Raw genomic sequence first — 14089 nt, 5'->3', positions numbered from 1 at the left:
GCCCGGTTACATTCCGAACCCGGAAGCTAAGCCTTTCAGCGCCGATGGTACTGCAGGGGGGACCCTGTGGGAGAGTAGGACGCCGCCGAACAATCTTTCAAAGGACCCTTGGTCCTCAGCGTTCACGCTGAGGACCAAGGGTCCTTTTGTTTTGCACCTCTTTACGCCGGAGCGCGGCCATGGGCTGGTTGCGCGAGAATGACTAGCGGTACCCCGAAGACAGGAGTCACACCCATGTCCAACTCTCCCGACGATCGTCCGGAGCGCGAGCCCCGTCGCAACGACGGTGGTGACAGGGGCGGCTACCGTGGGGGCCGTGACGACCGGGGCGGCGACCGCGGCGGGTTCCGTCGTGACGACCGCGGCGGCCGTCCCGCCGGCGGCGGTTTCCGCCGTGACGACCGGGGCGGTGACCGCCCGTTCCGCCGCGACGACCGCGGCGACCGTCCGTCCTACGGGCGCCGTGACGACGACCGGGGCGGCCGTCCCGCCGGCGACCGCGGCGGTTTCCGCCGTGACGACCGCGGGGACCGCGGTGACCGTCCCTCGTACCCGCGCCGCGACGACCGGCCGTCCTACCCGCGCCGCGACGACCGCGGCGGCGACCGCCCGGGCTTCCAGCGCCGTGACGACGACCGTCCGTCCTTCCGCCGCGACGACCGCGGTGAGCGCCCGTCCTACCCGCGCCGTGACGACCGCGGCGGGGACCGTCCGTTCCGCCGCGACGACCGGGGCGACCGTCCCTCGTACCAGCGTCGGGACGACGAGCGGGGCGGCTTCCGCCGCGACGACGAGCGACCGTCCTTCCGCCGCGACGACCGTCCGTCGTTCCGCCGCGACGACCGTGGCGAGCGCGGTGAGCGCCCCTCCTACCCGCGTCGTGACGACCGCGGGGAGCGTCCCTCCTTCCGTCGTGACGACCGCGGGGACCGCCCGTCCTACCCGCGCCGCGACGACCGGGGCGAGCGTCCCTCGTACCCGCGCCGCGACGACGAGCGCTCCTCCTACCGCCGTGACGACCGGGGCGACCGCGGTGAGCGTCCCGCGTACCCGCGCCGCGACGACGAGCGGGGCGGCTTCCGTCGCGACGACCGTCCGTCGTTCCGCCGCGACGACCGCGGTGACCGTGGCGAGCGCCCCTCGTACCCGCGCCGCGATGACGAGCGCGGCGGGTTCCGCCGTGACGACCGGGGCGAGCGTCCTTCGTACCCGCGCCGCGACGACGAGCGTTCCTCCTTCCGCCGTGACGACCGGGGCGAGCGCGGTGAGCGGCCGTCGTACGGGCGTCGTGACGACCGCGGTGGCGACCGGGGCGGGTTCCGCCGTGACGACCGCGGTGAGCGGCCCTCGTACGGGCGCCGTGACGACCGCGGTGGCGACCGGGGCGGGTTCCGCCGTGACGACCGCGGTGAGCGGCCCTCGTACGGGCGCCGCGATGACCGCGGTGGCGACCGCGGCGGCTACCGCGGAGGCCGCGACGACCGCGGCGGCTACCGGGGCGGCCGCGACGACCGCGGTGGCGACCGCGACTTCCGTGCGGACCGCGACCGCGAGCCGGTGAAGCGGCTCCCGATCGACGAGGACGTCACCGGCCTCGAGATCGACGCCGACGTGCGCCAGGAGCTCCTGAGCCTGCCCAAGGGCCTGGCCGAGGAGGTCTCCCGCAACCTGGTCATGGTCGCCCGGCTGATCGACGAGGAGCCGGAACAGGCGTACGCCTACTCGCGCATCGCCCTGCGGCTGGCCTCCCGCGTCGCCGCCGTCCGCGAGGCCGCCGGCTTCGCCGCGTACGCCACGCAGAAGTACAGCGAGGCCCTCGCCGAGTTCCGCGCCGCCAAGCGCATGACCGGTTCCGTCGAGCTGTGGCCCGTGATGGCCGACTGCGAGCGCGGCCTCGGCCGCCCGGAGCGGGCCCTGGCCATGGCCGGCGAGCCCGAGGTGCAGAAGCTCGACAAGGCCGGCCAGGTCGAGATGCGTCTGGTCGCCGCCGGTGCCCGCCGGGACATGGGGCAGCTCGACGCCGCCATCGTGACCCTGCAGAGCCCGGAGCTCGCGTCCAACGCCGTCCAGCCGTGGACGGCGCGCCTGCGGTACGCCTACGCCGACGCCCTGCTGGCCGCCGGCCGCGAGGACGAGGCGCGCGAGTGGTTCGCCAAGACGGTCGAGTCGGACAAGGACGGTGCGACCGACGCCTCCGACCGCCTCGCGGAGCTCGACGGGGTCGAGTTCGTCGACGCCCTCGACACCGAGGCCTTCGGCGAGGACGAGGACGAGGACGAGGCCGAGGACAGCGACGACGACGGCCAGGACCCGGCCGAGGTCGCCGCCGCCGAGCGGGCCTCCGACCAGGCCGAGTACTACGACGAGGACGACGAGGAGTACGAGCCGGCCGAGCAGTCCGAGGCGGACGCCGACGTCGACCTCGTCGACGGGGAGCAGGACGCGCAGGACGAGCCGGGCAAGGGCCGCGAGCAGGTCTGAGCCGTGCAGTGACCGCGAAGTGAGGAAGGGCGGCACCCCCGGAGGGGTGCCGCCCTTTCGCGTCCGGGCGTCCCGCTGCTCAGTCCAGGCTGCGCAGGACCAGGCCCGTCGCCGGCTTCGGGCCGAACGAGGTCGATTTGCGGGGCATGGTCACGCCTTGGCGGGCCAGGTCCCGGACGACCTCCTCCCGTACCGGGTGCAGCAGCACGGCGGTGCCGCCGTGCCGCTCCGCCATGGCGACGGTGGAGGCGGCGTCGTGGATGTAGGTGATCTGGTCCGGGGTGTCCGGGATCTCCCACAGGGCGTCCACGAGCGTCGCGTGCAGCACGGTGGCGTCCAGCCGGCGCCAGGCCTCCGGCCGGTCGCGGCGCACGGTGCGCTCCAGGAGCTCCGGGTCCGGGTCGGTGACCAGGTGGAAGGAGCCGTCACCCGTGAGGAGGAAGGCGTTGCCGCGCTCGGCCGCGTCCGTGAGGGCCTCCAGGGCGAGGGGCAGCGGGCCGTCGACCGGGCGGACGCGGAAGGCGCCGCGTACGGCGGCGAGCGCGTCGGCGACCGGGAGGCGGTGCAGCATGCGGTGGATGGCGCGGACCTGGAGCGGGTAGCGGACGGTGTCGACGAGCAGGACGAGGCCGAAGTCCCAGGCGGTGGGGGAGCCGTGCTCCTCGCGCAGGCGCAGGTAGGTCGCCCAGCGGTGGTGCCCGTCGGCGATGAGGGCCTGGCGGTGGCCGAGGTCGGCGGCGACGGCGGCCTGGTCGGCGGGGTCGGTGACGGCCCACAGCCGGTGCTGGAAGCCGTCCTCGGTGGTGGTGGCCAGCAGGGGCCGCTGCCGGGCGGTGCGCTCGACGACCTCGGCGGCGCCGGCCGCGGCGTCTCCGCCGCGGTAGGTGAGCAGGAGCGGCTCGAGGTTGGCGGAGGTGGCCCGCATCAGGCCGGCCCGGTCGGTGACCACGTGCGGCATGACGTCCTCGTGCGGGAGCACGATGCCGGCGTCGGCCTCGGACAGGGCGAGGGCGCCGATCAGGCCGCGCTGGAGCACCCTGCCCCTGCGCTGCTCGTACACGTACAGGGCGGGTTCGGGGTCGGCGCTGAGGACGCCCTTGGCGAGCCAGTCGCGCAGGGTCCGGGAGGCCTGCTCGTTGCGGGCGGCGGGGGTGTCGGCCTGCGGAAGGATCAGGCGGACGATGTTGTGCGGGTCCGCGGACTCGAGGTAGTCGACTCCGTCGGGGCGTACGACCACGTCGTACGGCGGTGACGTGACGGCGGCCAGGCTGCCGACGCGTTCCGGGACATAGCGCAGGCCGTGGAAGGGGATCAGGCGCAGTCCGTCGTGCGCGGTGCCAGATGTGGTCATTGGTGCATGGTAAGGCGCGTCTCGCGATGCGGGATGATCGGGTGAGAAAGTGCTCGGCGCGCAGGGGGCCGGGGCCGATCGGACGGTGCGGATCGCTCGGTGCGAGTCCGATCGGATGGAGCGGATCGAGCGGATCGAGTGAGCAGGGAGCGGAAGAGATGACCCGGCAGAGCAGGACCAGTCCGGCGGGCAGCCAGCGCAGCCTGCACCAGGTGTACGACACGGCCCTGCTGGACCTGGACGGCGTGGTGTACGCGGGCGGGGAGGCCATCGCGTACGCGGTGGAGTCGCTGGCGGCGGCCCGGGCCGACGGGATGCACCTCGCGTACGTCACGAACAACGCGCTGCGGACGCCCGATGCGGTCGCCGCGCACCTGGGCGAGCTGGGCATCCCCACCGAGGCCGCCGAGGTGATCACCTCGGCGCAGGCGGTGGCCCGGCTGATCGCGGATCAGGTGGCGCCGGGGTCGAAGGTGCTGGTGATCGGCGGCGAGGGGCTGCGGGTCGCGCTGCGCGAACGGGGCCTGGTGCCGGTGGAGTCGGCCGACGAGGACGGGCTCGCGGCGGTGGTCCAGGGGTACGGGGGTCCCGACCTGCCGTGGGGGCGGTTCGCGGAGGCCTCGTACGCGATCAACCGCGGGGTGCCGTGGTTCGCGTCGAACACCGATCTGACGATCCCGACGGGTCGGGGGATCGGTCCGGGCAACGGGGCCGCGGTGGAGGTCGTACGGATCGCCACGGGCGCGGAGCCGCAGGTGGCGGGCAAGCCCCTGCCCCCGATGCACCGGGAGACGGTCCTGCGGACCGGGGCGGAGCGGCCGCTGGTGGTGGGGGACCGGCTGGACACCGACATCGAGGGCGCGTTCAACGGGGACGTCGACTCGCTGCTGGTGCTCACCGGCATCGCGGACGGGGCGCAGCTGCTGCGGGCCGAGCCCCGGCACCGGCCGACGTACGTGGACCGGGACCTGCGCGGGCTGCTGACCGGCCAGCCGGAGGTGGAGGTGGAGGCGGGTGCGGGTGGTGCCGGGGGCTTCCGCTGCGGGGGCTGGACGGCGGTCGCGACGGACGGGGTGCTCGACCTGCGGGGCGAGGGCGACCCGGTCGACGGGCTGCGGGCGCTGTGTGCGGCGGCCTGGACGCATGCCGGGGAGGGCTCGTGCACGCTGGACGCGGGGAAGGCGCTGGCCCGGATCGAGCTGTAGGCGGCAGGGTTGCCCGGGCGGGCAGCAAGATCGGGCGCAGGGTAGGCTAACCTAACCTCGTGTTGGTCGAGAGTCCCCCCGAACCGGGCGCGCCGAGCGCGGCGCCCTTCGCCGCGCCGCGCGCCCGCCATGCGGCGCGCGCCGCCGGTCTGCTGGCCGCCCTCGCCGTGCTGGCCGCGGTCGCGGTGGCGAGCATCGCCGTGGGCGCGAAGCCGATGGCCCTGGGCGACGTCTGGCACGGCCTGTTCCACTTCACGGGAACGGCCGACGACGTGGTGGTGCGCGACCTGCGCGTCCCGCGCACCCTGCTCGGCCTGATGGCCGGGCTCGGCCTCGGCCTGTCCGGCGCGGTGATGCAGGCGCTGACCCGCAACCCGCTGGCCGAGCCCGGCATCCTCGGCGTCAACGCGGGCGCCGCGGCGGCGGTGGTCTCGGCCATCAGCTTCCTCGGGGCCGCCACCATGAGCGCGTACGTGTGGTGGGCCCTGCTCGGCGCCGCGGTCGTCTCCGTCGTCGTGTACGTGCTCGGCGGCACCCGCAGCGCGACGCCGGTCCGCCTCGCCCTCGCCGGTACGGCCGCCAGCGCGGCCCTCGTCGGCTACATCAACGCCGTGCAGCTGCTGGACAGCAGGGCCCTCGACAAGCTGCGCTTCTGGACCGTGGGCTCGCTGGCCTCGGCCACCATGGACACCGTCCGCCAGGTGGCGCCCTTCCTGCTGGCCGGCGCGGTGCTCGCGCTGGCCCTGGGCCGGCCCCTGAACGCGATGGCCCTGGGCGACGACACCGCGCGGGCACTCGGCGCCCACCTGACGCGGACCCGGATCGCGGCCATGGCCGCCGTCACCCTGCTGTGCGGGGCGGCGACCGCCGCCTGCGGGCCGATCGTCTTCGTCGGGCTGATGGTCCCGCACCTGGTGCGGATCCTCACCGGGCCCGACATGCGCTGGGTGCTGGCCTATTCGGCGGTGCTGTCGCCGGTGCTGCTGCTGGGCGCGGACGTCATCGGCCGGATCGTCACCCGGCCCGCCGAGCTCCAGGTCGGCGTCGTCACCGCGTTCATCGGGGGACCCGTCTTCATCCACCTCGTCCGGCGCAAGAGGATGGCCCAGCTGTGACCGCCGAACTCCCCGACGGAGCGCGCTCGCGCCCGCTGTCGCGGCCCCGGACGTTGCGCGGCCCCGGCGGACTGTCCGTGCGCACCGAGCCGCGGGCGCTGGCCGTCGGGCTGCTGCTCGCCGGCGTGGCGGCGCTGCTGTGCGTGGTGCTCATCGGGACCGGCGACTTCGAGATCGCGCCGGCGGACGTCGTACGGACCCTCCTCGGTGAGGGCACCCCCGCCCACGACTTCATCGTCAACGACCTGCGGCTGCCGCGGGTCCTGGTCGCCCTGCTGGTCGGCGCCGCGCTCGGGATGTCCGGCGCCGCGTTCCAGTCGCTGTCCCGCAACCCGCTGGGCTCCCCGGACCTCCTCGGTTTCGGCTACGGCTCGGTCGTCGGCGCCCTCGTCGTGATCGTCTTCCTCAAGGGGGACGCGAACGCGGTCGCCGGGGGCGCGCTGGCGGGCGGCCTGCTCACCGGCGTCCTGATCTACGTGCTGTCCTACAAGCGGGGCATCCACGGCTACCGGCTCGTCCTGGTCGGCATCGGCACCTCCGCGATGCTCGTGGCCGCCATCAACTACCTGTTGACCAAGGCCCGGTACACCGAGGCGGCCCGCGCGACGGTCTGGCTGACCGGATCGCTCGCCGGCCGCGACTGGAGCCAGGTGTGGCCGCTGCTCGCCACCTGCGCCGTGCTCTTCCCGCTGATCCTCCTCCAGGGGCGGGCGCTGCGCCTGACCGAGATGGGCGACGACGCGGCGTACGCCCTCGGGGTGCGGGTGGAGCGCATGCGGATGCTGCTGATGCTGGCGGCCGTCCTGCTCACCACGGCGGCCGCCGCCGCGGCCGGACCGATCAACTTCGTCGCCCTGGCGGCACCCCAGCTGGCCCGCCGGCTGACCCGCTCGCCCGGCTCCAACCTGCTCACCGGCGCGCTGATGGGCTCGGTCCTGCTGCTGCTGTCCGACTGGGCCTCGCAGCGCGCGTTCGGCGCCGACCAGCTGCCCGTGGGCGTGCTGACCGGCCTCGTCGGCGGTGTCTATCTGCTCTGGCTGCTCGTCACCGAGCGCAGGGCGGGACGTGTATGAGCAACCCAAGGAGTACGCCCGTGCAGCGGCTGACCGCGCAGAACGTGACCCTCGGCTACGAGCAGCGGGTCATCGCCGAGAACCTGTCGGTGGAGATCCCCGACCACTCCTTCACGGTGATCGTCGGCCCCAACGCCTGCGGCAAGTCCACGCTGCTGCGCGCCCTGTCGCGGATGCTGAAGCCGTCCGCCGGGCAGGTGCTGCTGGACGGGCAGGCCATCTCCTCGCTGCCGGCCAAGAAGGTCGCCAGGACCCTGGGCCTGCTGCCGCAGTCCTCCGTCGCGCCGGACGGGATCACCGTCGCCGACCTCGTCGCCCGCGGCCGCTACCCGCACCAGGGGCTGCTGCGGCAGTGGTCTTCGCAGGACGAGCGGATCGTGCGGGAGTCGATGGCCTCCACCGGGGTCGCCGAGCTCGCCGACCGGACCGTGGACGAGCTCTCCGGCGGGCAGCGCCAGCGCGTGTGGATCGCGATGGCGCTGGCCCAGCAGACGCCGCTGCTGCTGCTGGACGAGCCCACGACGTACCTCGACATCCAGCACCAGATCGACGTGCTCGACCTGTGCGCGGAGCTCCACGAGAACCAGGGCCGGACCCTGGTCGCCGTCCTGCACGACCTGAACCACGCCGCCCGCTACGCCACGCACCTGATCGCGATGCGGGGCGGGAAGGTCATCGCGGAGGGCCCGCCGGCCGAGGTGGTCACGGCGGAGCTGGTGGAGCGGGTCTTCGGGCTGCGCTGCCGGATCATCGACGACCCGGAGACGGGCACGCCGCTGGTGATCCCGGCGGCGCGCAGGGCCGCTCGGCAGCCCGCGGCGGGTGAGCCGTGCGGGGCGGAGGCCGGGGCTCGTGAGGCCGGGGCTCAGGAGACCGCCGGGGCCGCAGGGGCTGCAGGGACCGCCGGGGCCGTCACAGCAGGCTCTTGAGCCTCAGCAGGTCCCGGAAGCCCGCCTCCAGCCTGACCCGGCCCGACGCCCAGGCCTTGGCGAACTTCAGCTCGCCCGCGACCATCGCGACCAGGTCGTCGCCGGTCATCGCGAGCCGGATCTGGGCCTTCGCGGCGGGCGGGCCCGGGGCGACCCCGTCCACCCGGATCCGGCCGTCGGCCAGGCGGCCCGTGAAGGTCTGGTCCAGGTCGGTGATGTGGCAGCTCAGGGAGCGGTCGAGCGCCGCCGCGCCGCGCACGTCGCCCTCGGCCCGCGCCAGGTTGTCGGAGAGTCGGTCGAGTGCGGCTCGGCACTCCTCGATCGTAGCCATCGTGATCTCGACCGTACCGCAGAGCCGCGGGTGGCCGCCCGGGCGGTTCGGGGTAGCGTCGGGGCATGACCGACGACGTGTCCGCCGCGCGCCCCGCCGCGCGCCCCGGCGCGGGCCCCGGGACGGACGTACCCGAGGTGCCCGGCGCGGCCGCCTCCGAGGAGGGGCGCGGGGCACCTGACGCATTCGCCCTCGCTGCGCCCGCAGGTGCCGAGGAGGCCGCGGAGGCCTCCGGCGGGCCCCCAGGGGCCGACGGGCCGGCCGGGCCCGCGCCGCTGGGCCTGGTCCGCACGCCCACCGGGCACGCCGGGGTTGACGCGCACCTGGAGCGGCTGGCGGACGCCGACCACCTCCCGGCGGACGGACACGCCGCGGTGTACGAGGATGTGCACAGGGGGTTGCGCGACACGCTGACCGCGCTCGACGCACCGCCCGTCCCCGGACCGTACGAAAACAGGAGCTGAACCGAACGTGGCAGGAGTGGCACGCCGCCGCCTGGACGCCGAACTGGTACGCCGCAGCATGGCGCGCTCGCGGGAGCACGCAGCGCAGCTGATCGCCGCGGGCCGGGTGACCGTCGGCGGCACCACCGCGACCAAGCCGGCCACCCAGGTCGAGACCAGCGCGGCCCTCGTGGTCCTCAAGGACGACAGCGACCCCGACTACGTCTCCCGGGGCGGCCACAAGCTGGCCGGCGCCCTCGCCGCCTTCCGGCCGCAGGGGCTCGTCGTCGAGGGCCGCCGGGCGCTGGACGCCGGTGCCTCCACCGGCGGCTTCACCGACGTGCTGCTGCGCGCCGGCGCGGCCCACGTGATGGCCGTGGACGTCGGCTATGGGCAGCTCGCCTGGTCGCTGCAGAGCGACGAGCGGGTCACCGTCAAGGACCGCACGAACGTCCGCGAGCTCACCGTCGAGCAGCTCGACGGCGTCCCCGTCGACCTGGTCGTCGGCGACCTGTCCTTCATCTCGATCGGCCTGGTGCTGCCGGCGCTCGTCGCCTGCTGCGCGCCGGACGCCGACCTGGTGCTGATGGTCAAGCCGCAGTTCGAGGTCGGCAAGGAGCGGCTCGGCAGCGGCGGCGTGGTGCGCAGCCCCGAGCTGCGCGCCGAGGCCGTGCGCGGGGTCGCGGCGCAGGCGGCGGCCCTGGGGCTCGGCGTGCTGGGCGTGACGGCGAGTCCGCTGCCGGGGCCGTCGGGCAACGTCGAGTACTTTCTGTGGCTGCGGGCGGGGGCACCGGCACTCGACCCGGCGGATGTCGACCGTGCAGTGGCGGAGGGGCCGCAGTGACAGATACAGCGGGTGCGAACGGTTCAACAGCTTCAACAGGTCCGACAGGTCCGACAGGTCCGGCGGGTCCGGGGGATCCGGCACGGGCGGTCGGCGGCGCAGGGCGGCGCACCGTCTTCCTGCTCGCGCACACGGGGCGGCGGGCGGCCATCCGCAGCGCCGAGCTCGTGGTGCAGGGGCTGCTCAAGAGCGGGCTCGGCGTGCGGGTCCTGGAGTACGAGGCGCGCGACCTGCCGCTGCCGCCCGAGGTGGAGCTCGTCCCCGAGTGCACCCGTGAGGTGCTGGAGGGCTGCGAGCTGCTGATCGTGCTCGGCGGCGACGGGACCCTGCTGCGCGGGGCGGAGTTCGCGCGCGGCTCGGGGGTGCCGATGCTGGGCGTCAACCTGGGGCACGTGGGCTTCCTCGCCGAGGCCGAGCGCGACGACCTGGACAAGGTCGTCGACCGGGTGGTCACCCGTGCGTACGAGGTCGAGGACCGGATGACCCTCGACGTGCTCGTGCGGTCCAACGGCGACGTCGTCCACCACGACTGGGCGCTGAACGAGGCCGCCGTCCAGAAGGTGTCCCCCGAGCGGATGCTCGAGGTGGTCATCGAGATCGACGGCCGCCCGGTCTCCGGCTTCGGCTGCGACGGCATCGTCTGTGCGACCCCGACCGGCTCGACGGCGTACGCCTTCTCCGCGGGCGGGCCGGTGGTCTGGCCGGAGGTGGAGGCGCTGCTGATGGTGCCGATCAGCGCCCATGCGCTGTTCGCCAAGCCGCTGGTGACCTCGCCGGACTCGGTGCTGGCGGTGGAGGTGCAGACCGGCGTCCCGCACGGTGTGCTGTGGTGCGACGGCCGCCGCACGCTGGAGCTGCCGGCCGGGGCCCGGGTGGAGGTCCGGCGCGGCGCCGTGCCGGTGCGGCTCGCCCGGCTGCACCACGCGTCGTTCGCGGACCGCCTCGTCGCCAAGTTCGCGCTGCCCGTGTCGGGTTGGCGGGGAGCGCCCCACTAGTCCCCGTCCCGGTCCCCGTCGGGCCTGCATTAATAGCACATCCGTTCGGAGAATCACCGACGGGTGACGTCACATGCCACCGGTGAAACCTCGGTATGGTCGTCCCGTGCTTGAGGAGATGCGGATACGGTCGCTCGGGGTCATCGACGACGCGGTGGTCGAGCTGTCCCCCGGATTCACCGCCGTGACCGGCGAGACCGGCGCGGGCAAGACGATGGTCGTCACCAGCCTCGGGCTGCTGCTCGGCGGGCGCGCCGACCCGGCCCTGGTACGGATCGGAGCCAAGGCGGCGGTCGTGGAGGGGCGCATCGTCATGCGCCCCGACGCGCCCGCCGCCGTACGCGCCGAGGAGGCCGGGGCCGAGCTCGACGACGGCGCCCTGCTGATCAGCCGGACCGTCTCCGCCGAGGGGCGCTCGCGCGCCCACGTCGGCGGCCGCTCCGTGCCCGTCGGACTGCTCGGCGAGCTCGCGGACGAGCTCGTCGCCGTCCACGGCCAGACCGACCAGCAGGGCCTGCTGCGGCCCGCCCGGCAGCGCCAGGCCCTCGACCGGTACGCCGGCGACGCCGTCGCCGTCCCGCTGGAGAAGTACGCGGCCGCCTACCGGCGGCTGCGGGCGGTCGCGGCCGAGCTGGAGGAGATCACCACCCGGGCGCGGGAGCGGGCCCAGGAGGCCGACCTGCTGCGCTTCGGCCTGGAGGAGATCGCGGCCGTCGAACCGCTGGCCGGCGAGGACGTGGAGTTGGCGGCCGAGGCCGAGCGGCTCGGCCACGCCGAATCGCTGGCCTCGGCGGCGCAGATCGCGCACGCCGCGCTCGCCGGCGACGTCGAGGACCCGGAGGGCGTCGACGCGAACACGCTCGTCGCCGGCGCGCACCGGGCCCTGGACGCCGTACGCGCCCACGATCCGGCCCTCGGCGCGCTCGCCGAACGGATCGGGGAGCTGCAGATCCTGCTGTCCGACGTGGCCGGCGAACTGGCCGGGTACGCCGACGACCTGGACGCCGATCCGCTGCGGCTCGCCGCGGTGGAGGAGCGGCGGGCGGCCCTGACCCAGCTGACGCGCAAGTACGGCGAGTCGATCGACGCCGTCCTGGAGTGGGCCGAGAAGGGCTCTGCGCGGCTGCTGGAGCTGGACGGCGACGACGAGCGGATCACCGAGCTGACCGCCGAGCGGGACGGGCTGCGGGCCGAACTGTCGGTGCTGGCCCAGGCCCTGACGGACGCGCGGGTGGAGGCCTCCACCCGCTTCGCCGCGGCGGTCACCGAGGAGCTCGCCTCGCTGGCGATGCCGCACGCCCGGGTGACCATCGACGTCCGGCAGGTGGAGGACGAGGACGGCGTGGAGGTCGGCGGCCGCACCGTCGCCTACGGGCCCACCGGCGCGGACGAGGTCGAACTGCTCCTCGCCCCGCACCCCGGCGCCCAGCCGCGGCCGATCGCCAAGGGCGCCTCCGGCGGTGAGCTCTCGCGCGTCATGCTGGCCGTGGAGGTCGTCTTCGCGGGCTCCGACCCGGTGCCCACCTACCTCTTCGACGAGGTCGACGCGGGCGTCGGCGGCAAGGCGGCCGTCGAGATCGGCCGGCGCCTGGCCAAGCTCGCCAAGTCGGCCCAGGTCGTGGTGGTCACCCACCTGCCGCAGGTGGCGGCCTTCGCGGACCGCCAGCTGCTGGTGGAGAAGACCAACGACGGCTCGGTGACGCGCAGCGGCGTCACCGTGCTCGAAGGAGAGGACCGCGTCCGGGAGCTGTCGCGCATGCTGGCCGGGCACGAGGACTCCGTGTCCGCGCGGGCCCACGCCGAGGAGCTCCTCGCCGCGGCGCGCGCCGACGCCTGACGCCGGGCGGCTCTCGACGGGGCCCGGGGCGCACGACGCGCCCCGGGCCCCGTCGCGTTGCGGCCACGGCGGGGTGGCGCGGGGGGAGGCCCGGGGTGGCGCGGCGGTGGCGCCGGGGTGACGGCCCGCTACGCCGTGTGGGTGAGGCACGGGGGCGTGTGACGGTATCTCCTGCAGGATCCGCACCCGTATGGTCCCGGAACGCGCGTACGGGCTGGCATCCTGGGCGGCGTCTCTGCCCCCTCACCCAGGAGCTTCGGCCCGTGAGCAGCTCCCCGGCCCCGGTCCCGGCCCCCGCGCAGCCGTACGGGCGGCCGCCCCTGCGCGCCGTACAGGTCCTCGGCGGCGCCGGCGCGGACAGCAGCGCCCACGTGCGGTCGCTGACGACCGGGCTCGCCGCGCGCGGGGTACGGGTCACGGTGTGCGCCCCCGTGGAGGCGGAGGGCGAGTACGACTTCACCGGCGCCGGGGCGCAGTTCGCCCCCGACGCGGTGAGCGCGATGCGGGCCGCGTGCGCCGGGGCGGACGTCGTCCACGCGCACGGCGTACGGGCCGCCGTGCGGGCCCTGCTCGCGCTGCGCGGGCGGCGCGTGCCGCTGGTGGTCAGCTGGCAGGGCGGCGGCCCCGCGGCCCAGGGGCCGCTGGGGCGGCTCGGGGGGATGCTGGAGCGGCAGGTCGCGCGGGCCGCGGCGGTGGTCCTCGGCGCCTCCTCCGACCAGGTGGACCTCGCCCGGGCCCGCGGCGCCCGCGACGCGCGCCTGGCCCCCGTGGCCGCCCCCGCCGGGCCGCCGCCGGGCGCCGACCCCGGCAAGGCGCGGGCCGAACTGGGGGCGGTGGAGCGGCCGCTCGTGATCGCCATCGGCAGCCTGGTGCCGCACCGGGGGTACTCCGTCCTGCTGGACGCGGCCCGGTCCTGGCGGGTGCTGGAGCCGACGCCGCTGGTGGTGGTCGCGGGGGAGGGGCCGCTGCGCGGCGAGCTGGCCCGGCGGATCGAGGCCGAGGGGCTGCCGGTGCGGCTGCTGGGGCGGCGGCGGGATGCGGGGCGGCTGCTCGCCGCGGCGGATGTGGCGGTGCTGCCGAGTCGGTGGGAGGCGCGGTCGCTGCTGGCGCAGGAGGCGTTGCGGCTGGGGGTGCCGCTGGTCGCCACCGCGGTCGGCGGGGTCCCGGACCTGGTCGGCGACGCGGGGGTCCTGATCCCGTACGGCAACGCCCCTGCCCTGGCCGAGGCGGTCACGGGCCTCCTGGCGGACCCGGCCCGCCGTGCGGCCCTGGCGGCTGCGGGTCGGGCCCAGGCGGCCACCTGGCCGTCGGAGGACGACACGGTCGCCCAAATCCTGTCCGTCTACGACGAACTGACCCACCGCCGCTGACCGGCCCGGCCGGCCTGCCGCTGCCGCTGCGCGGAGCCGTTCCCCTCCCCGCCCCTTCCCGAAACCGGGTCCTGCGGCCCCGGGCCCCGCTGCGGGGCTGCGCCCCTGCACCCCC

General features: G+C 75.4%; 11 protein-coding genes, 1 rRNA gene and 2 pseudogenes. 12 read left to right on the top strand and 2 right to left on the bottom strand.

Features of this window, described 5'->3' with window-relative positions; all coding sequences use genetic code 11:
- The 3 genes and pseudogenes from rrf to AB0953_RS34950 all read left to right on the top strand — a co-directional run.
- Positions 1-91, top strand: a 5S ribosomal RNA gene (gene rrf / locus AB0953_RS34960); the annotation flags it as partial.
- Between the two features lie 161 nt (positions 92-252).
- A pseudogene (locus AB0953_RS34955) lies at positions 253-1485 on the top strand (hypothetical protein); the annotation flags it as partial.
- Positions 1486-1611: 126 nt separating this feature from the next.
- On the top strand, positions 1612-2481 hold the full coding sequence (locus AB0953_RS34950; RefSeq protein WP_366863633.1) for a tetratricopeptide repeat protein: 870 nt from the start codon (positions 1612-1614) through the stop codon (positions 2479-2481).
- A 79-nt stretch (positions 2482-2560) separates the two neighbouring features.
- On the opposite strand, the gene AB0953_RS34945 is transcribed toward AB0953_RS34950, so the two are convergent.
- Positions 2561-3832, bottom strand: coding sequence for a DUF1015 domain-containing protein (locus AB0953_RS34945; RefSeq protein WP_366863631.1), 1272 nt, complete (start codon positions 3830-3832; stop codon positions 2561-2563).
- Between the two features lie 158 nt (positions 3833-3990).
- Here AB0953_RS34945 and AB0953_RS34940 point away from each other — a divergent pair, with 158 nt between their 5' ends.
- The 4 genes from AB0953_RS34940 to AB0953_RS34925 are packed head-to-tail and all read left to right on the top strand — an operon-like array spanning position 3991 to position 8154.
- Entirely contained in the window at positions 3991-5037 is a 1047-nt protein-coding gene (locus AB0953_RS34940) for an HAD hydrolase-like protein (RefSeq protein ID WP_366863630.1), read from the top strand.
- Between the two features lie 59 nt (positions 5038-5096).
- Complete coding sequence (locus tag AB0953_RS34935) at positions 5097-6152, top strand: iron chelate uptake ABC transporter family permease subunit (protein WP_366863629.1); 1056 nt, start codon at positions 5097-5099, stop codon at positions 6150-6152.
- Positions 6149-7225, top strand: coding sequence for an iron chelate uptake ABC transporter family permease subunit (locus tag AB0953_RS34930; RefSeq protein ID WP_366863628.1), 1077 nt, complete (start codon positions 6149-6151; stop codon positions 7223-7225). The genes AB0953_RS34935 and AB0953_RS34930 overlap by 4 nt, the downstream gene beginning before the upstream one ends.
- On the top strand, positions 7222-8154 hold the full coding sequence (locus AB0953_RS34925) for an ABC transporter ATP-binding protein (RefSeq protein WP_366863627.1): 933 nt from the start codon (positions 7222-7224) through the stop codon (positions 8152-8154). Before AB0953_RS34930 ends, AB0953_RS34925 begins: the two co-directional genes overlap by 4 nt.
- On the opposite strand, the gene AB0953_RS34920 is transcribed toward AB0953_RS34925, so the two are convergent.
- Positions 8138-8485, bottom strand: a complete 348-nt coding sequence (locus AB0953_RS34920) for an SCP2 sterol-binding domain-containing protein (RefSeq protein ID WP_366863626.1) — start codon at positions 8483-8485, stop codon at positions 8138-8140. The genes AB0953_RS34925 and AB0953_RS34920 overlap by 17 nt on opposite strands.
- Before the next feature lie 65 nt (positions 8486-8550).
- Between AB0953_RS34920 and AB0953_RS34915 the strand changes: the two genes are divergently transcribed.
- From AB0953_RS34915 to AB0953_RS34895, 5 genes and pseudogenes are all read left to right on the top strand, one after another.
- Positions 8551-8949, top strand: coding sequence for a hypothetical protein (locus AB0953_RS34915; protein ID WP_366863625.1), 399 nt, complete (start codon positions 8551-8553; stop codon positions 8947-8949).
- Between the two features lie 7 nt (positions 8950-8956).
- Positions 8957-9772 carry a TlyA family RNA methyltransferase gene (locus tag AB0953_RS34910; protein ID WP_366863624.1) on the top strand — a complete coding sequence of 272 codons (816 nt, stop codon included), beginning with the start codon at positions 8957-8959 and terminating at the stop codon, positions 9770-9772.
- Positions 9773-9879: 107 nt separating this feature from the next.
- Positions 9880-10767: pseudogene (locus tag AB0953_RS34905) on the top strand (NAD kinase); the annotation flags it as partial.
- A gap of 118 nt (positions 10768-10885) precedes the next feature.
- Complete coding sequence (recN, locus tag AB0953_RS34900) at positions 10886-12604, top strand: DNA repair protein RecN (RefSeq protein WP_366863632.1); 1719 nt, start codon at positions 10886-10888, stop codon at positions 12602-12604.
- Positions 12605-12867: 263 nt separating this feature from the next.
- Positions 12868-13974, top strand: a complete 1107-nt coding sequence (locus AB0953_RS34895) for a glycosyltransferase family 4 protein (RefSeq protein ID WP_366863623.1) — start codon at positions 12868-12870, stop codon at positions 13972-13974.
- The last annotated feature ends 115 nt before the right edge of the window (positions 13975-14089 follow it).

The sequence above is a fragment of the Streptomyces sp. NPDC046866 genome (assembly GCF_040704625.1).
Lineage (GTDB): Bacteria > Actinomycetota > Actinomycetes > Streptomycetales > Streptomycetaceae > Streptomyces.
This window is presented reverse-complemented; position numbering and strand designations above follow the sequence as displayed.